A 17,961-nucleotide genomic window follows, 5' to 3' on the forward strand; every position below is an offset into this window, starting at 1 on the left:
TTTGTCTTCGACACCACCCGCAGCGCCCTCAACCTGGTGCTGAACGGTGTCATGAGCCGCTACCCGAACATGCGAGTGATCCTCTCGCACGGCGGCGGCTTCCTCCCCTACGCCGCCTACCGCTTCTCAGGGCTGACCTCCACGGTCATCGACCCCGACCGCAGCACCGAGGACATCCTGCGCGACCTGAAGAGGTTCTACTTCGACACCGCCCTGTCCGCCAGCCCCAGCGCCCTTCCCGCCCTGCTCGCCTTCGCCGAACCCGGCCACGTCCTCTACGGCAGCGACTGGCCCTTCGCTCCGCAGGAGGCCGGCAGCTACTACAACCACTTCCTGGAGACCTACCCCGACTTCACGCCCGGCCAGGCCAAGGCCATCGACCGCAAGAACGCAGAGACACTCTTCCCTCGCCTCGCCCACTGACCAGGGGTGAAGCCAGGAAGCGAACCTGCCCGCGTACGTGGTCCGCAGGTCTGTCTGCAGCCGGCGACCCGCCGGCCGGCCTGGACGCGTACCTCCGCAGCCGGAGGGGCGGCCCCAGCCAAGGGCGCCGCGTGCGGGGGCCGCGTGAGCCCTGCGTCCTGTCGCCACACGGCACTGCGACGCTGATGCCGTTCCCGGCTCAGCTCTCGGCCGTGTTTACGACGCAGGCTTCACTCGTGCGGGCTAACCAGCGGCCTCAGCTGCACCTTTGACCATGTGTGATGCCTAACCTTGCCGCGACGGCGAGTGGTCAGCAGCGAGTGCGTGACACAGCACGGGTCCGGGGGTGCGGTGGAGGTCAGGGGCGTACGTCACGCGTACGGTCGTCGTGAGGTTCTGCGGGGGTTGGAGCTCGACCTGCGGCCTGGTGTGCTGGCCGGGATCGTCGGGGAGAACGGTGCGGGCAAATCGACGCTGTTGAAGATCTTGTCCGGTGAGCTGCGCCCGCAGCGTGGCACCGTGCGTCACGAGGGCACCTTCGGCTACTGCCCACAGGACGTGGTGATCAACGACGCCCTCACCGTACGCCAGCACCTGGAGTTCTTCCGCGTCGCGCGAGGGCTGCCGGACCTTGGACACGCCGAAGAGGTCATGGACGTGCTGCGGTTGTCGCAGCACGCCGATGAGCGTGCCGGCCTGCTCAGCGGCGGCACCCGCCAGAAGCTGAACCTGACCCTGGCGCTGATGCACAACCCGCGGGTGCTGCTGCTGGACGAGCCCTACCAAGGTTTCGACTGGGATACCTACCAGCGCTTTTGGGACTTGGCGGCACGGTTGCGCGATGCGGGCCGCTCAGTCCTCGTCGTCTCGCACCTGGCCTATGACGCCGAACGGCTGGACGAGTTGTGGCGGCTTCAGGGCGGCCTTCTGCATCCGGCGACGGCGGTGCCGGCGTGAGGCGACACCTGCATCTCTTCGTCACAGCGTGCCGCTTCGATCTGGTCGAGCACACCCGCAACAGGCTCGCCATGGTCCTGGTCGCCCTGTTCATCCCGTCTTGGATCAGCCTGGCTTACGCCGTCATCCCCAGCACGACCGTGACCTTCAGGCTGCGTGCCACCGGTCGGCTTCTGGCACCCGCAGGCAACCAGATCACGCAGATCACCGGTGCGATCAACGCCGTCACCCTGATCACCGGGTTCATGATGTTCGCCGTCACGTTCAACGGCGGACGCTTCGACCGCCGCCTGGCCATGGCCGGTTACCCCCGCATCCACCTCGTCCTGGCCAAGACCACCTCTTTGGCGCTGGCCTCCGGCGCCGTCGCCGCCTATGCCACCGCGGTGATCTGCGCTGCCTGGAGCCCGCGTCAGCCCGTGCAGCTCGCCGCGGCTCTGTTCTGCGGGGCGTTGACCTACGGGGCGCTCGGCGTCGTCTTCGGTTCCCTGCTGCGCCGGGAGGTGGAGGGCATGTTCGCCCTGGTCATGACCAGCCTCGTCGATGTCGGCCTGCAAAGCCCGCTGGCCAGCGGCGGCACCAGGAGCGCGGCCGTGGAATTCCTGCCCACCTACGGCACCATGCAGGCTGCGACCGCGGCAGGCTTCACCCGCACACCCCTGCCCGGCGATCTGGCCGTCCAGATCCTGTGGTTCGCCGGCGCCGCGCTCGTGGGCCTGTTCGCCTTCCGCCGCCGCACCAAGGACGCTCTGACCGCAAGACCCCCCTTCCGTCTGCCGTGGCCGCCCAGGCACCGGCAACCTGCGCGCCCCGCCCGGGCCTCGTCGACGACCCCCTGAGCAACACCCCGGCGCGCGGCGGCTGACAAAGCGCCCTACGAGTGACGGTTGCGCGCTCGACGCAGAGCGAAGTCCTGGCCCCGAAAAGGGAACCGGTTCGAGCAGAAAGAGTTCACAGATGCTGGTCAGGCGATGGCTGGACGCGGCGGGGATCACCGATCCCGTCCTTCGGCACTGTTACACGGTGTGCGTGCGCGAGCTGGACAGCGCCGACGGAGGGACCGCACGCTGGCACGGCCTGCGTACCGCTCCCGCAGCGGCCCGGCCGCACACGGCGGCGGTACTGGCGCACGGGTGCCGCGCCGATCTCTGTGTGGACCGCGGCTCGGTCGAAGGCCGCCGGCGACGCTTCACCGACTTCGTCGAGGCCACCTGGGCAGCCTTCGCCGCCGGCGGCTCCCACGATCCCGTCCTGCACGCCACGGTCCACACCTACCGGACTTTCGACATCCCGCTGTCGGTGGTCGAGGACATGTTCACAGCGATGCAGCGTGATCTCGACTTCCGCGACTTCGCCACCTTCGAGGAATTCCGTCGGTGGTGCATGCAGATGACCGGCGGCACGATGGCCATGGCCTACCGGGTGACGGGGGCAGCGACCGAGGCCGCGGATGAGCTGCTGGTACGCGAGTTCTCGGTGTACACACAGTTGACGGATGCGCTGCGCGACCTGTCGGAGGACCTCGACGACGGGCGCCTTTACCTGCCGCTGGAAGACCTCGACCGGTTCAAAGTGCGTGCCGAGGACGTCAAGGCCAAACGCTGGACACCGGCTGTGGCCGATCTCATCGCGTTCGAGGCCGAGCGTGTCACCCGGCACCTGCACAAGGCCGCTGAAGTGGACCACGGTCCCATGAACCCCTCGTGGCACGTCTACCGTGAGCACATGGCTCTGGTCATCGCCGCGGTGCTGGCAGCAGGCCAGGACGTCCTCCACCGACCGGTGCAGCCCTCCCTGGGATCGCTGCTCAATGTGTGGCGCCCCTTCATGCGCGCCGTGATCCCCTGCTGACCTGTGAAAGGACGCGTCATGTCTGTTGCTGTGACCCCCGTCGGCACCACGTATGTTCCGCTCTTGGAAGCCGAGCTGCTTCGCTGGGTGGGCAGCGGCGACAGCCTGCTGGAGCTGGCCTGCCTGGACGCCCTGTTCCCCCCGGGCAAGCTCCTGCGCCCCCTCCTGTGCGTGGAGTCGGCCAAAGCCGTCGGCGGCACCGCCGACCAGGTGCTGGCTTTCGCGGCCGGCATCGAGTGCCTGCACGTCGCCAGCCTCATCCACGACGACATCATCGACCAGGACCCGGTACGCCGCGGGCGGGCCTCCACCGCCGAGCAGTACGGCCTCGCCGAAGCCCTGGTAGCAGGCGACGGCCTGTCGATGGCCGGAATCGCGGCCCTGCTCAGCTCCGGCGCTGACGAGCGGGTGCTGCACGCAGCACGGGTCACCATCGAGGCCCTGCGCCGCATGTGTCATGGCCTCATGCGGGAAACCGAGATCCGCGGCGACCTGAACTGCGGAGTGTCGACCGTCCTGAACGTCATGCAAGCCAAGACCGCCGCGTTGACCGGCGCCGCCTGCCAGGCCGGGGCGATCCTGGCCGGAGCAAGCCCGCAGCAGCATCAGGCCCTGCGCCGGTACGGAGAACAACTCGGCATGGCCTTCCAGATCCGTGACGACCTGCTCCCCTACACCGCCGAGGACCACATCACCGGCAAGACAGCCACCAGCGACGTCGCCAACCTCCAGCCCACGCTTCCTGCCCTGCTGGCCTACGAAACCGCCGACGAAGCCGACCGCAACCGCCTGACCACCGTATTCCGCGGCGGCACCGATCCTGTCGCCGCACACCGCGACACCTTCGCCGTGCTGACCCGTACCGGGGCTCTCACCAAGGCGGCCCGGATGGCGGCCTCCTGCGCCGAACGAGCACGCGCCGAACTCACCGGCCTGCCGGACTCCACCCAGCTCGCCCGACTGGTCACCTCAGCAGCCGACCGCCGGCGCTGACAGCGCGCCTGTCAGCTGCTGCTCGGCCACCTCGCGGCCGACCGCCAGTGCCGGCCGTCGGCTTTTCATCTCACCGCCGGACGGGCCGGTGGCGCCCCCGCCTTCACGGATGTCGTGGCCTGCGTGCACGTTCCCGCAGCCGTGGGCGGTCCCGCACCGGGTCCGGCCTGAGGCCTGTTGTGAAAGTGCTGGTCACAGCCTCGTTGCAGCACCCGGGCAACGCGGCCGCGCGTCACGACGGGCGCAGCAGCGGCGGAGCAGGAAGCGGCGGTCTGCCGGTCGGCACCCGTTGTGGTCCCTCCGGTAGTGACAGAAACTTGCCTTACCGGTAAGTTAAGTTTCATGAGTCCTCGAAGGAGTGCCAGGAACCAGCTCATCCAGAGCGCGGAGGAGGTCTTCTACCACCGGGGCCTCGGTGCCACCGGGGTGGACGCCGTCGCGCACGAGGCAGGCGTGTCGAAACCGACGCTGTACGCCCACTTCTCCGGCAAGAGCGAACTCGCCGCCACGGCACTGCGGCACCGGCACGACGAGGCGGCCGCCGAACTGGACGAATGGCTGGCCGGCGTGCGCGATCCCGCCGACCGGCCGCTGGCGGTCTTCTCCTGGCTGGCTCACCGGTACGAGAGGAAGGGCGCGCGGGGCTGCGCCTTCCTCAACGCCGCGGCCGAAGTGGTCGATCCCGAGGACCCCGTACGCCGGGCGGTCCGGGAGGAGAAACGATGGCTGCGGGAACTGCTCACCACCCTGTGCACAGAGGCAGGGGCGGCCCGGCCCGAACTCCTGGGCTCCCAGTTGCTGTTGCTCATCGACGGCGTGGCCGGGCGCGTGGTCGTCGAGGGGCCCCAGGCCGCCGCACGGGCGGTGGCCGACGCCGCGGACGCCGCCGCCGTACTGCTGACCGGCACCTCATGAAGTGGGCCGGGGACCGCATCGCACAGCGCGCCACCCGTCTCCTGACCGGGCTGGCTCTCTACGGCATCAGTACGGCCCTGCTCGTCCGGGCAGGCCTGGGAACGGACCCATGGACCGTGCTCACCCAGGGCATCGCCCGTACCACCGGGCTGACCCTCGGAGCGGTCGTCGTCCTCATCTCGGCCGGCGTGTTCCTCCTCTGGCTCCCCCTGCGACAACGGCCCGGCATCGGTACGCTCGCCAACGCCGTCCTCGTCGGCCCCGCGCTCGACCAGGCCCTGCGGGTACTGCCCACGCCACAGCCCTGGCCCTACCGACTGCTCTTCCTCGCCGCCGGACTCATCGGCACCGCGGTGGCCACCGGACTCTACGTCGGAGCCGGCTGGGGACCGGGCCCCCGCGACGGGCTGATGACGGCACTGGCCCGGCGGGGACTCTCCATCCGCCTCGCCCGGACCCTCGTGGAAGCCTCGGCCCTGGCAAGCGGATGGCTGCTCGGCGGCACCGCCGGAATCGGCACGGCCGTGTACGCCATCGGCATCGGACCCCTCGTCGGCTTCTTCCTGCCACGCCTGGCCCTCCAGCCGAACGAGCCGGCAAAACCACCGCACGACGGGCACGCCCCCGCGTCCCGGCCGGACTCCACGGTGGATTCGCCCGCGCCCTGAGTCCGCACCGGACCGGAGAGCGGTTCCCCCAGCCAGGCGAGAGTCGGGCCCGGCCACCCGGGCGAGGTCGGGTGCGTCACCTCGTGAGGTGCTCGAGGAACCAGTCGCGGGAGGCTTGCGAGGCGCGGGTGAAGCCGTCACCGGTGTATGCGGCGAAGTGCCCACCGGGGAGGAAGACGATCCTCTTCGGTTCGGCTGCCGTTCCGTACGCCGATGCCGCCAGGTTTCCTCCGGTCAGGCCGTCCTCCCGGCCGACGATCATCAGCAGGGGCGTCGGTGTGATGTCGGGCAGGTACCGTGCGGGCTCGTAGCCGTAGAAGTTGTCGATGCTGCGCAGGGTCACTTCATTCGGCCAGGTCGGATCGAGTTCTTTGCGTGCGTGGGTGAAAAATGCGTAGGAGTCGGGGGTGGGCAGGCCCACCAGCTGTCCCGGGTCGGTTCCCACGACGGGTACGGTGGCCGGCGGCTCCCCCTTCGCGCGCGCACGCCGGTCGGCGGTGAAAAGCTCGGGTCCGACCACCAGGTTGTGCACCCGGGCGAGGTTGGCGTACGTGCCACGGCCGCTGATGAACGGCGCCTGTCCGCTGACGGCTTTCACCCGTCGGTCGATTGCGGCGACGACGAAGGCGTGTCCGGCGGAGAAACTGGTGCCCCACACCCCGATCCGGTCCGGGTCGACGTCCGGGTGGTTCTGCGCGTAGGTGATGGCGTGCTGGTAGTCCCGGATCTGCTCCCACGGGTCGATTTCGTGCCGGGGCTTTCCGGGGGCGGCCTCGGACTCGCCCCAGCCGCGGTTGTCGTAGACGAGCACGGCGAGGCCGGCTGCCGCGAACACCTCGGCGAACCGATCGAGATGCATGCGCTTGGTGGACGACCAGCCGTGGGCCATCACGACGCACGGGGCGGGTGATGCGGAGGGCTGCGGCTCATAGAACCAGCCGCGCAGGAGCGCACCCTCGGCGTCGAACTCGATGTCGTGCCGCACCATAGTGACCTTTCAGCTCTCTTTTCGGGACGTCCGTCAGGGGATCTGACGGCGGACGAATTCCGTCAGGTCGTCGATCTCGCGTCGCGACACTTCATGGCCCGGTCCGGAACAGATGTGAATTCGCGTGAACTTCGGTGCATGTGGTGTCCGAGACTTGCCCACGCGGTCCACTGTGATCGCGTGCCCTGGAGACGTCCAATACCGAATCCGGGATCTGTGATGCCCGGAAGGCATGGACACGGGCGACAGGAAGTCTCCGTGTGCGAGCAGCCCGGCGGAGTGCGGCTTGGAGCTACCGGTAGGTACGTGATCCCGTTTTGCCACCATCGAGGTCGTGGCATGGCAGGGGTAGGCCCGCACGGGCGGAGGTGTGTCCGCGGTTGCACACCGTGTGCAGCCAGGTGGCGCCAGTGGTGACAGCAGCCGCACGGCTGATGCCGAGACGGCATGACAGCGACGGGAACAGGTCTTGGACGCCGGTGCCCGGCCGAGCGCAAGCTGACAACAACGCACTGGTTGCGAACGAAAGGTTGTATGTCATGAAGGTCTTCGTCACCGGCGGCTCCGGTTACATCGGCAAGGCGGTCATCGGCGAGCTGCAGGAAAGCGGTCACACCGTTCGGGCTCTGGCCCGCAGCGAGCAGGCCGCACGAACGGTCCAGGCCCTGGGCGCAGAACCGGTACGCGGCAGCCTGTCGGATGTGGACCTGCTCAACGAAACCGCCGCGAACGCCGAGGCGGTCATTCACCTCGCGCAGGCCGAGACGGGCGAGGAGGACCTCGCCGCGGCGGGCGCGATGCAGGACGGCATCGGTGTCGGCACGTATGTGCACACCGGTGGCACCTGGGTCTACGGGGACACCGATGGGGTCGTCGATGAGGATGCCCCCTGGAACCCGCCCGCCGTGGTCGCCTGGCGCCGTCCCGTCGAGGATGCCGTCCTTGCCCGAGCCGCTCACGGCGGCCGGCCCGTCATCATCAGGGCCGGGCTGCTGTACGGCGGCGTGAACCGCCTCATCGACGCCTTCGTCACCCGACCCGGCAAGGAAGCAGGCGCCATGCCGTACATCGGCGACGGCACACAGCACTGGGCTCTCGTCCACGTCGTCGACCTCGCCAGGCTGTACGCCGCCGCCCTGCGGGCGCCGGCCGGGTCCGTCTACGTCGGTGTCGGCGGCGTGAACCCGACGGCCAAGGAGGTCGCCGAGGCCCTCAGCCACGGCGCGGGATTCGACGGCAGGACCACCTCCCTCACGATCGACCAGGCGCGTCAGCAGATGGGCCCCATCGCGGACGCCTTCGCGCTGGACCAGCAGCTGACGCCGGCGCGCGCCCGTGCCGACCTCGGGTGGGTCCCGACCCACACCGATCCCTTGTCCGTCCTCGCACACGGCTAGAATGTCCGTTGTTTCCTGGTGGTGGGCGCGTGAGAACTCAGGGACACATGGTGACGGAACGCGCAATCGATGTGGACATCGATCTGCGAAAGCTGCGCTACTTCGTAGCGGTCGCCGAGGAGCTTCACTTCGGCCGCGCGGCCGAACGGCTCTTCGTCGCCCAGCCGGCTCTGTCCCGGCAGGTGCGCGCGCTGGAAGAGGACCTGGGTGTTCAGCTTTTCCGCCGTGACCGGCGGGGCACCGTTCTCACCCCCCCCGGGGCCCAGCTTCTCGACGATGCCGTGTCGCTGCTCGCCGCGTCGGCGGCGATGGTGCGCAGGGTCGCCGCCGCCGCTGGGGAGAAGCCCGTGTTCACCATAGGTTTCATGCCGGGTATCACCGTCACTCCGGCCGTGCGTATGCTCAAGGCGCGGCATTCCTCGTTGAGCGTCCGGTTGCTGCGGACCGGCTGGAGCGACCAGGTCGAGGTGCTGCGCGACGGACGGGCGGACGTCAGCATCATCCGCCTGCCCGTCGACCAGAGCGGTCTGCACGTGCAGCCGCTGTTCACCGAGTCTCGCCTGGCCGTCCTTCCCATCGACCATCCGCTCGCCGGAAGGTCCGCCGTCACGGTCCTCGACCTGGCGGACGACCACCTCTTGCAGGATCCGGACGCGGTGCCCGAGTGGCGTGACGTGGCACGCGAACTGCGTACGGGTGAACGCGACGACGTCCCTGCCCTGCACAGCGTGGAAGAGAAGCTCGAGCTGGTCGCCGCCGGGGCGGGCATCTGCGTCCTCCCGCTCTCCACCGCCGCCTTCTACACGCGTCCCGATGTCGTCGCCGTACCCGTCGACGGCATCGGTCCGAGCCGGGTGTGCCTCGCCTGGGTCGCCACGCACCGCTCCCGGTTCATCCAAGACTTCGTCGATGTGTCCCCTTCCCTGGCACCGACTGCGTGACATGAGTGTGTCCGTCGGAAGGGGAGACAGAGGTCGGCCTCGTCCGGGTGCGGACGGCGAAGGCATTGTTCCCGTGCTGCCGGTCGGTCCCGTGGGCGACCACTGAGCGTGTGGTGATACGGCCGGTGGTGCGGTGCTGCCGACGGCGCGGGACATGCCGGGAGCCGTCGGCCGACTCGGGCAGTGACGCCTTCGCCGATCCGGCCACCGTGTTGTCCGGACCCCCGGTCGTAGTCCGCCGTCCGGCTGACGTGCGCCGTGATCGCCGCGTGCGACAGGGCAGGCGCAGCGGAGCGGCAGCCGGAGACCGTCGGTCGTGCGGACGCAACGGGACTCAGTGACGCCGGCCAGTCCTCCGCGCCACCCGACACGCCCCCTGCCACACCCGCGGAACACGCCCCGCCCGGCATACTCCGGAGCGACGGGCCTGCTGCCCTACCGCCGGGGCTGCATCCGGGCCGCCCCATCTGCCGCCGACCCCGGAGCACCATGCTCGGTCTTGAACTCGTCGTACTGCTGGGCTTGGCGACGCTGCTCGGCAACGTTCTCTCGAAGCACATGCGCATCACACCTCCCGTTGTGTTGCTCGTCGCGGGCGTGCTGCTCGGTTTCATCCCTGCGCTGCGCGAGGTGCATCTGCGCCCGGACGTCGTACTGCTGCTGTTTCTCCCGGTGCTGCTGTACTGGGAGAGCCTGAACACCTCGCTGAGCCAGGTCCGGATCCACCTGCGGGGCATCGTTCTGCTGAGCACCGTCCTGGTCATCACCACGGCCGCGTCGGTCGCCGCCACCGCTCACGCGCTGGGCCTGCCGTGGGGGCCCGCCTGGGTGCTGGGCGCCGCCGTGGCCCCGACCGACGCGACGGCCCTCGGCATCGTCGGGCGGTTGCTTCCGCGGAGCCAGGTCACCGTGCTGCGCGCCGAGAGCCTGGTCAACGACGGCACCGCGCTGGTCGTGTACGGCGTGGCGGTCGGCATCGCGATCGGCCGGGAACACCTAGTCGCTTCGCACGTGGGGGGGCTGTTCGTGCGGGCTTACGCCGGCGGCGCGCTGGTCGGTGCGGCCATCGCCTGGATGGCCGTCCGGGCGCGGCGGCGGATCCGGGAGGACCCCCTGCAAGGCCAGGCTCTGATGCTGCTGGTCCCTTTCACCACCTACCTGATCGCCGAGGAGATCGGTGCCTCCGGAGTCGTCGCCGTGGTCGTCTGCGGACTGATCATGAGCCAGGTGGTGCCGCGCGCGGTGCGCGCGGACATGCGCCTGCAGGCGAACGCGTTCTGGACCGTGGCCACCCACCTGCTCAACGGTTCCCTGTTCGTGCTGGTCGGACTCGAACTCCACTCCTCCGTCAAGAGGTTGTCCGCTGACGACCTGTCGTGGGCAGTGTTCCCCACCCTCGCCGCGACCGCCGTCGTGATCGGCGTGCGTCTGTGCCACCTGTACGCCAGCGCCTATCTCATCCGCTCGCTCGACCGCCGTCCGAAACAGCGGACGCTGCGCTTCAGCAACCGGTCCCGGCTGGTCAGCGGCCTGTGCGGTTTCCGCGGCGCCGTCTCCCTCGCGGCGGTGCTCGCCGTGCCCCTCCGCAACGGCTCTGGCGCCCCTTTCCCGGACCGGGACGTGATCGTGTTCGTGACGGGCGGAGTGATCGTGCTGACTCTGCTGCAGGGTCTCGTGCTGCCGGCCGCGGTGCGCTGGGCTCAGCTGCCACGCGACACCACGCCCGAACAGGAGCTTCACCTCGCGGAGACCATCGCCACGCAGGAGGCCCTCGAGGCCCTTCCCCGGCTCACCGCCACTCTCGGCATCAGCGACGACGTGGCCGACCGGCTACGCGTGGAGTACGACAACCACCTCACCTTCATCCGCGCACGCGCCGACGGCGACGAGGAACACCCTGCTCTGCGCAAGGAGCAGGAGTACCGGACCCTGCGGCTGGCCCTCGTCGCGAGCGAGCGCGCGACACTCGTACGGCTCCGGGACGAACGCCGGATCGACGACACCGTGCTGCGCCAGTTGGTGACCCGACTGGACAACGAAGAAGTCGGACTTGCCCCCCATCAGCCGAGTGACTGAACGGACCGGGACAGCAGCTCCTCGTCATCACTGCCGCCGACGGCGATGTCCAGGCACCGGAGCGTGTGGGCAAGGTGCTGCAATCCGCCTACGGCGTGACAGGTTGCCTCTCCCCCTGGGGCGAAGGGGAAGCCTGCGCGGATCCTGCTTCTCGGTGAGCAGCACACAGGGCAAGGTCGCCCAGCGACGCGGCCGCCGTGTCCTGGAAGCCCTGCCAACAGCCCCGGCAGCAGGCGCGGTGCTGCTCGCCGCGAGGCCCGCGGCACGCAGCAGGCCGCGGCAGGTGCGCCGAAGCACCTGCACCCCCCCGTCGCCGGCGACCTCGTCCTCGGCTACGAGGCATTCCCCCCCGCCGACAACCCTGAACAGAGCGGAGTGACGCAGCACTGATGAACAGCCGGCGGTGTGCCGGAGCGGATGGCCCCGGCACCTGGGACGGTACGGGGCCGCCATCGAGCAAGGGGACCGGCTGGCGGAACGCGAGCCGAGCTGAAGACCCCTCGGCGCCAGCCGCGCCTTCGCCCGGATCGCCCCACATCTGCTGCCCGGAAGCGACCTGTTCATACACCGGCTCACCCACGGCCGGCTCCTGCCCAGTCGGCTGTCCGTCCGCACCATCGTGCTGAACACCACCGGACACCGCAGCGGTCTCCCCCGACGACCGACACTCCGCTCGCGGGACAGCCGCACCGGTCCAGCAGCGATCATTCACCCCTCTAGGCCACCGCGACATCCGCCCGACCACGCTCATGCCACATCGGGCGAGCTCATCCCAGGGAGAACCACACGTCCAGGCCGAGCAGGAGCCACTCACGAACACTCATGACTACTCGAAGAACTTGAGGCTCCAGCCGGTGTCGGCGTTCGGCCCGGGAACGTTGGCGCGGCTGTAGGTGGTGTTGCCCCACCAGCAGAACGTGCCCGTGTACCAGTACCGGTTCTCCCAGGCGTACGGCGTTCCCTTGGGCACCGCGTGAAACATCAGGGGGAACCTCGGACCGGCGGGCGGACTCGTGGCGATGTCGCCGTCGAGGAGGACGAAGCTGTGGTGGCCGGGCCCGTTGACGCCCAGCGTCGGGTCCCAGCCGGACATCATCGTGGCGCGGTTCGACCCGAAGAGGCAGCCGTTGGACTTGTACCAGTCCCACACGTACGTCGGGTCACCGCCGGCCCGCAACCTCAGGTCGGCCAGGCAGTACTGATCGCTCCAGCTGCCGTTGGCCGAGTACACGACGTGCAGCTGCCCGTTCGGGTCCTTGATGGGCTCCGGGCCCTCGTTGATGAACGGGTCGCCGACTACCCGTTCCCAGGACTCGCGCGGCTGCGAGATGACGTAGCGCGCGCCGGTCGGCGTGGTCGGGCTGCTCATACGGGCGATGTACAGGTTCTGCTCGACGTTGGTGTCACCGGCCCAGCCGGACCAGACGAACCACCGCTGCCCGTTGAAACTGAACAGTGAGCCGTCGATGGCCCACTTGTCGTCCGGCAGGGCCAGTTTCGTCTCGCCGGTGTAGCCGCTGTCGGGGTCGGCGGAGCTGATGACGTACATCCGGTGGGCCGCTCCGCGGCCTGCCGTGAAGTAGATGTAGTAGCGGCCGCCGTCCCGAACGATCTCCGGGGCCCAGACCTCACCGAGGCTGCGCGTGTCCGACCACACCCGGCGGGCGGGCGCCGCGGCGAGGGCGTCCGTCCAGGCCGCTTGCCGCACTACGATGCCGTCCCCGACGGACTGCACCGCGACGTAGGTTCCGCCGACTCGCAGCACGCTCGGGTCGGCGGCCCGCAGGCTCGTCTGGCCGGCCCGGGCGGGTTCGGCGGATGTCAGGGACAGTGCGGCGGCGAGAACGCCGGACAGCAAGAGGGCGGCAGCGCTCCTCAGACCGCGAAAGGACATCATCCTCCGGCTCCTTGGTCGGCCTCCGCTTCGACGCCGGGCCGACGCGAGGCCGCGGCCTGGGGACGGCGTCCGGTCCGGACCGCCTGGAGGAGACGGTGCGGCGATCCCGCCCGCCACTCGGCTCCGCCAGTGCTTGCACCGATGAAAGCCACCCGCCCCAGCATCGCGTCGAGCGATGGACATGTCAACGCCCTGTACTCACCGGGCCGTCGTGCCGGACGGCGGCACCGGCAAGAATTACGACCCGCGTGCGCCGGCCTGGCCGGCCACTTCACCATCGACTCGACGAGGGCCTGGGCCGATCGAGCGGCGGGTTGGCCTGCAAGATCCATGCGGCCGGCGAAGGCGGGCGACGTCCGTTCGCGTTCGTGATGAGCGGACATCGACGCATTCGCAGGTCTTTCGCTGTGCTTGCGGCGTCGACATCCCCGCTGATCGCAGGTGCCACACCTGCTTCTCCCACAGCCAGTGCGGCAGAGCGCAACCACGAGGCCGTCGTCTGTACCGACGAATCGAGACATCGGGTGGACATTCGGGCTGGGGCGCTCAGGCGAGCCGGCGGCGCTTGCGGGCCAGTGCGAGCGTGTCCAGCAGGCACAGCGCCGCCACGACCGCAGCGAAGAGCTGTACAACCGTCAGCAGGCCGGTCGCCGTGGCCAGGAAACCGAATCCGATGACGGGGTCGCCCACACCGAGGTAGAGGACGACGTAGAAGGTCGACAGGACGTCCGCCTGCCGGCCTTGGGTGGGACACGGTTGATGTCGGTGATGCCGTCAAGGGAAGCCAGTTTCTTCCCGACACCGCCGATGACGGTGGCGGCCGGCAGCAGGGCGTGGCCGGCGCCGCCCGCGTCCGGGGCGCCTGCGAGGGCAGTGGCGCGGCCACGAGCGGGCCGGCCGCAGCGGCCGGCTCCAGCAGGTCCTCAAGCAGGCGGGCTGACGGCCGCACCCCCGGCGAACAGTGCCTGTGTACCAGGTTCTGCTTGGCTGCCGCGTGGTGCGGCCGGAGCTCGCCCGATCAAGATGCGGTTGCGTTCCGCAGGCTGCGGAAGAAGGCCCGGATGTCACCGACGAGCAGGTCTGGCTGCTCCATCGCGGCGAAGTGGCCTCCCCGGTCGAACTCCGTCCAGCGGACGATGTTGTTGGTGCGCTCGGCGATGTGACGCAGAACGATGAAATTCTCTTGCGGAAAGGAGGCGAACGCGGTGGGCACCATCGAGGGCTCGGGCGGCTTCCCCCAGTAAGCGGAGTGAGCGCGTTCGTAATAGATGCGCCCCGAGGAGCCGGCGGTCCCGGTCAGCCAGTACAGCATCACGTTGGTCAGAAGATGGTCCCGATCGACGGCGTCCTCCGGCCGGTCCACGGAATCCGTCCACTCCTTGAACTTCTCGACGATCCACGCGAGCTGGCCGACCGGTGAGTCGGAGAGTGCGTAGGCGAGCGTCTGCGGACGTGTGGACTGGATGTCCGCATAACCCTGCTTGTCGCGGCTCCACGCCTGCATCCGCTCCCAGGAGGCCCAGGTGCGTTCCCGTTCCGCGGGGCTGAGGGCAGCGAGTTCCTCCTGCGACGGCTCGGCCGTCGCACCGGCACCGGGGATCAGGTTCAGATGGACGCCGATGACGCGGTCGGGGCAAAGGCGGCCCAGTTCGCGGGAGACGGCCGCTCCCCAGTCGCCGCCCTGGGCCCCGAAACGCTGGTAGCCCAGGCGGCGCATCAACTCGGCGAACGCAGCCGCGACACGCTGGTACTCCCATCCCCTTTCGCGGGTGGGGCCGGAGAACCCGAAGCCAGGGATGCTCGGCAGGACCAGATGGAAGGCGTCCGCGGGATCACCGCCGTGCGCCCGAGGGTCGGTGAGCGGGCCGGTGATCCGCTCGAACTCGACGATGGACCCGGGCCAGCCATGCGTGATGATCAAAGGCATGGCATCCGGTTCCGGTGAGCGGATGTGCGCGAAGTGGATGTTTGCGCCATCGATCGTGGTCATGAACTGCGGCCACTGGTTCAGGCGGCTCTCCGCCGCCCGCCAGTCGTACTCGTGTCGCCAGTAGTGCACGAGTTCCCGCAGATAGTCACGCGGAACGCCGTAGTCCCAGCCGACGCCGGGCAACTCGTCCGGCCAGCGAGTGCGGTCGAGGCGATCGTGCAGATCGGCTAAGTCGCTGTCCGGGATCGCGACTCGGAAAGGTCGGATGCTGTCGTCCGGTGAGGTCGTCATGGCGGCACAGCTTAGGTGATCCTGCCGCTTTCAAAATCAGCATTTTTCGAGACCCCGGTGCCCGCTTCCCTTCACCCGACGGAAGGCCGGCGAGGCTCCACACCCCTACGGGTCGGGCCGACTCGAACAGCGATCAGCAAGCTCGGAACTCCTCCTGATCGCTCCGGGTGGCACAACAGAATCAGTGCGGCCCACGGAATGGTTCCCGGCATCGCCCCCGGGCCGGGCAAGTGGCCCGTCACCACCCTGGCCCTGCCGGCACAGGGCGCTCTCCACCACGGGTGGCCCCGTCACCGGTCGGCGGCGGCGCCGGGGCGGACAGCTCCTGGCAGCGGGGCCAGGGGGCTGTGACGCCGGCTTCCTTGCCCCTCGCTCCCCGGCCTCAGTGTGCCGGCCTCCGGCGCGGTCCGGGCGGTGGTCGTCAGGTGCGGGTCGGCACCGGACCGCACAGATGGTTGCCCGGGTCGGCCGGGTCGTCGCTGGTCCAGAACTGGATCCACAGCTCAATGAACTCCGGACGGCCGAGGTAACCGTCTCCGTCCTGGTCGAGATGGTCGAAGACGTCAGCGACGTCGACGCTCTCGCCGTACCACGTGTCGACCAGCCTCCGATGCTCGGCAGGGGAAATACGGCCGTCGCCGTTGTCGTCGACGGCGTCGAAGACGGTCTCGGCGGTCGCCGCCACGACCTCGCGCATCGTGGGGAGCCGGTCCACCATGGCGAGGATCTCCTCCAGGTCGACCTTGCCGTCGTTGTCCGTGTCCACGTGGGCCGCGAGGTGGTCCCACCAGCGCAGCATGACCGTGTCCACGCGAGCGGCCAGTTCGGATCCCGGTCGCACGCGGGGCAGGCTCTTCCAGCGTTCCGCGAGGGCCTGGAAGTCGCGCTGGTCGAGGTAGCCGTTGTCGTCGGCGTCGAAGGCGCGGAACATGCTGACGAGCTTGGCGCGCTGGAACTCACTTGCCACGGCCTGCCCTTTCTGTCGGGGTCCACGGCGATCCTGCCCGCGATCGGTCACTGCCCAACGGCGCCTGGTGGCGCGGAGCGGCGTGCCGAGCGCCCGCTCGCACCCCCGACGCTCCACGCGCCCCACCTGACCGCATCGGACGACCCTCGCCCTCTCGCTGCCGCACTTCCGGCTCCACGGCCGCAGCGGTGAGCGCCAGGATCGGCCCGGCCCAGTGAACGCCCCGGACGCTACCAGGCCGGTACGACGACGGCGGGCGGCCGCGTGCGCAGGGTCGCGCAGGTCGTCGTCCAGGCTCGTGCGCCGCACGGCGAGGTCGGCTCAGAGCGTGACTTCACGGGCACCCGGTTTTGAACGCGTTCAACTCCTTGGTCTAGGCTCACCCTGAGCGAGGGGGGAGCCTATGAAAATCGTGATTCCTGGCGGGACCGGACAGGTCGGCGCGGTCTTGAAGCGCGCACTCGGCGCCGCCGGGCACGAGGTCGTGATCGTCACCAGACGTCCCGGGCGCGAGGGCGAGGTCCCATGGGACGGCAAGACTCTGGGACCGTGGATGGCGGAGGTCGACGGCAGCGATGTCGTGATCAATCTGGCCGGACGCAGTGTGAGTTGTCGATACACGGCGGCCAATCTGCAGGAGATGATGGACTCCCGGGTCGACTCCACCCGGGTGGTGGGCGCCGCCATCGCAGCCGCTGCCCGCCCGCCCAGGGTCTGGCTCCAGATGAGCACCGCCACGGTGTACGCACACCGCTTCGACGCACCCAACGACGAAGCCACCGGCGTGATCGGCGGTGCCGAGGCCGGCGTGCCGGGCTACTGGGCGTACAGCGTCGACATTGCCAAGGCCTGGGAGCGGGCTCAGCAAGAGGCCGATACACCGGCCACCCGCAAGGTCGCCCTGCGCTCGGCCATGATGATGAGTCCGGACCCCGGCGGGGTCTTCGCCGTCCTGCTGGGGCTGACCCGCCTGGGTCTCGGCGGCCCGGTCGCCGGCGGAGCGCAGTACGTGTCGTGGATCCACGAACACGACTTCGTGCGTGCGGTGGAGTTCCTGATGGACCGGGAGGACCTGACCGGGGCGGTCAACCTGGCGGCTCCCCATCCCCTGCCGCAGCGCGTGTTCATGCGAACCCTGCGTTCCGTGTGGGGAGTACCAGTGGGTCTCCCGGCGACCAAATGGATGGCCGAGGTCGGCGCGTTCGCTCTGCGCTCCGACACCGAACTCCTGCTGAAGAGCCGCCGCGTCGTCCCTGGTCGTCTCACCCAGGCGGGCTTCGCCTTCGAGTATCCCCAGTGGCCGCAGGCCGCCGAGGAACTGGTGCGCCGAGTGCGTGAACGGGCCAGGGGCGGTTCGACGGCACGCCGGTGACGGTTCGGACGCCGATGGGCGGGCCGTCGTCACTGACGCCACTCCATCGGCCACCCGGCAGCAGCACGGAGCCTCCGACCGTGACAGCAGCGTCAGGGCTCCGCCAGGCCAACGAAGGCCCGCCCAGTTGCCGTCACGGTGTCATCGCAGCCCCGGCTGCAGGTGGGGTTCATCGGTGGCGGTGGCCGCCCTAGGAGACCGCAGTCCACGAGGCGGTGGTGGTTGTTGCATCATCAGCTTCACGGCGTCCAACTCAGCCCGGAGCCAGGCGTGAAGGTGCCGCCGACGAAGCCGC

General features: G+C 69.5%; 16 protein-coding genes and 1 pseudogene. 12 read left to right on the plus strand and 5 right to left on the minus strand.

Features of this window, described 5'->3' with window-relative positions; all coding sequences use genetic code 11:
- From GV126_RS12150 to yczE, 7 genes are all read left to right on the plus strand, one after another.
- Window positions 1-423, plus strand: a 423-nt coding sequence (locus GV126_RS12150) for an amidohydrolase family protein (RefSeq protein WP_159665524.1), incomplete at its 5' end; no start/stop codon positions are given.
- A 351-nt stretch (window positions 424-774) separates the two neighbouring features.
- Window positions 775-1,380 carry an ABC transporter ATP-binding protein gene (locus GV126_RS12155; RefSeq protein WP_159673589.1) on the plus strand — a complete coding sequence of 202 codons (606 nt, stop codon included), beginning with the start codon at window positions 775-777 and terminating at the stop codon, window positions 1,378-1,380.
- Entirely contained in the window at window positions 1,377-2,219 is an 843-nt protein-coding gene (locus GV126_RS12160; protein ID WP_159665526.1) for an ABC transporter permease, read from the plus strand. Before GV126_RS12155 ends, GV126_RS12160 begins: the two co-directional genes overlap by 4 nt.
- Before the next feature lie 190 nt (window positions 2,220-2,409).
- Entirely contained in the window at window positions 2,410-3,231 is an 822-nt protein-coding gene (locus GV126_RS12165; protein ID WP_236569965.1) for a phytoene/squalene synthase family protein, read from the plus strand.
- Between the two features lie 18 nt (window positions 3,232-3,249).
- Window positions 3,250-4,224, plus strand: coding sequence for a polyprenyl synthetase family protein (locus GV126_RS12170; RefSeq protein WP_159665530.1), 975 nt, complete (start codon window positions 3,250-3,252; stop codon window positions 4,222-4,224).
- Between the two features lie 342 nt (window positions 4,225-4,566).
- Window positions 4,567-5,139: a TetR/AcrR family transcriptional regulator gene (locus GV126_RS12175; protein WP_159665532.1), complete on the plus strand. Its 573-nt coding sequence runs from the start codon at window positions 4,567-4,569 to the stop codon at window positions 5,137-5,139.
- The gene (yczE, locus tag GV126_RS12180) at window positions 5,136-5,807 is read left to right on the plus strand and encodes a membrane protein YczE (RefSeq protein WP_201299832.1); all 672 of its coding nucleotides are present in this window, start codon (window positions 5,136-5,138) and stop codon (window positions 5,805-5,807) included. Before GV126_RS12175 ends, yczE begins: the two co-directional genes overlap by 4 nt.
- Window positions 5,808-5,883: 76 nt before the next feature.
- On the opposite strand, the gene GV126_RS12185 is transcribed toward yczE, so the two are convergent.
- Window positions 5,884-6,795: an alpha/beta hydrolase gene (locus GV126_RS12185; protein ID WP_185947622.1), complete on the minus strand. Its 912-nt coding sequence runs from the start codon at window positions 6,793-6,795 to the stop codon at window positions 5,884-5,886.
- Window positions 6,796-7,334: 539 nt separating this feature from the next.
- Here GV126_RS12185 and GV126_RS12190 point away from each other — a divergent pair.
- From GV126_RS12190 to GV126_RS12200, 3 genes are all read left to right on the plus strand, one after another.
- Complete coding sequence (locus GV126_RS12190; protein WP_159673592.1) at window positions 7,335-8,192, plus strand: NAD-dependent epimerase/dehydratase family protein; 858 nt, start codon at window positions 7,335-7,337, stop codon at window positions 8,190-8,192.
- 50 nt (window positions 8,193-8,242) lie between these two features.
- Window positions 8,243-9,133, plus strand: a complete 891-nt coding sequence (locus GV126_RS12195) for a LysR family transcriptional regulator (RefSeq protein ID WP_438947839.1) — start codon at window positions 8,243-8,245, stop codon at window positions 9,131-9,133.
- Between the two features lie 489 nt (window positions 9,134-9,622).
- Window positions 9,623-11,209 (plus strand): Na+/H+ antiporter, encoded by a 1,587-nt coding sequence (locus tag GV126_RS12200; protein ID WP_159665534.1) that lies wholly within the window; start codon window positions 9,623-9,625, stop codon window positions 11,207-11,209.
- An 826-nt stretch (window positions 11,210-12,035) separates the two neighbouring features.
- Here GV126_RS12200 and GV126_RS12205 read toward each other — a convergent pair.
- A complete protein-coding gene (locus GV126_RS12205) occupies window positions 12,036-13,106 on the minus strand; it encodes a glycoside hydrolase family 43 protein (RefSeq protein WP_159665536.1) in 1,071 nt (356 codons plus the stop codon).
- A gap of 209 nt (window positions 13,107-13,315) precedes the next feature.
- Here GV126_RS12205 and GV126_RS37650 point away from each other — a divergent pair.
- Window positions 13,316-13,483, plus strand: a pseudogene (locus tag GV126_RS37650) (IS5/IS1182 family transposase); the annotation flags it as partial.
- Window positions 13,484-13,652: 169 nt separating this feature from the next.
- Here GV126_RS37650 and GV126_RS35730 read toward each other — a convergent pair.
- The 3 genes from GV126_RS35730 to GV126_RS12220 form a co-directional block, all read right to left on the minus strand.
- Window positions 13,653-13,796: a hypothetical protein gene (locus GV126_RS35730; protein ID WP_185947625.1), complete on the minus strand. Its 144-nt coding sequence runs from the start codon at window positions 13,794-13,796 to the stop codon at window positions 13,653-13,655.
- A gap of 328 nt (window positions 13,797-14,124) precedes the next feature.
- The gene (locus GV126_RS12215; protein WP_159665538.1) at window positions 14,125-15,327 is read right to left on the minus strand and encodes an epoxide hydrolase family protein; all 1,203 of its coding nucleotides are present in this window, start codon (window positions 15,325-15,327) and stop codon (window positions 14,125-14,127) included.
- A 421-nt stretch (window positions 15,328-15,748) separates the two neighbouring features.
- Window positions 15,749-16,294, minus strand: a complete 546-nt coding sequence (locus tag GV126_RS12220) for an EF-hand domain-containing protein (protein WP_159665541.1) — start codon at window positions 16,292-16,294, stop codon at window positions 15,749-15,751.
- Between the two features lie 403 nt (window positions 16,295-16,697).
- Here GV126_RS12220 and GV126_RS12225 point away from each other — a divergent pair, with 403 nt between their 5' ends.
- Complete coding sequence (locus GV126_RS12225; protein ID WP_159665543.1) at window positions 16,698-17,666, plus strand: TIGR01777 family oxidoreductase; 969 nt, start codon at window positions 16,698-16,700, stop codon at window positions 17,664-17,666.
- Window positions 17,667-17,961: the final 295 nt, after the last annotated feature.

This window comes from Streptomyces mexicanus (genome assembly GCF_902506575.1).
GTDB lineage: Bacteria > Actinomycetota > Actinomycetes > Streptomycetales > Streptomycetaceae > Streptomyces > Streptomyces mexicanus.